The following is a 211-nucleotide window of genomic DNA, read 5'->3' as shown; positions in this document are numbered from 1 at the left end:
TGCTCGTCCAGGACGGGAACGGTCTCCTTGAAGGTCCCCTTGCCGGAGAAGCGGAGGACGTCGCAGACCGCCTTGTCATTGGCCAGGTACTCGCAGAACTCGCTGATGCCGCCGTCGAAGCGGAACGACTCCTCGCCCTTGCTGCCACCCTCGCCCAGGCCGTATTCGTCGCGGACGACGATGGTCAGGCCCGGTACCAGGAACGCGGTCT

Annotated in this window: 1 protein-coding gene; it reads right to left on the bottom strand. The window is 65.4% G+C overall.

Going from position 1 to position 211, the window contains the following annotated elements:
• On the bottom strand, positions 1 to 211 hold a 211-nt coding region (locus IE312_RS41160; protein WP_502266983.1), incomplete at both ends, for a hypothetical protein.

Origin of the sequence: Streptomyces capoamus (genome assembly GCF_014654935.1) — a bacterium.
Classification (GTDB): Bacteria; Actinomycetota; Actinomycetes; order Streptomycetales; family Streptomycetaceae; genus Streptomyces; species Streptomyces capoamus.
The sequence above is the reverse complement of the archived record's forward strand: the minus strand, read 5'-3'. Positions and strand labels throughout refer to the sequence as shown.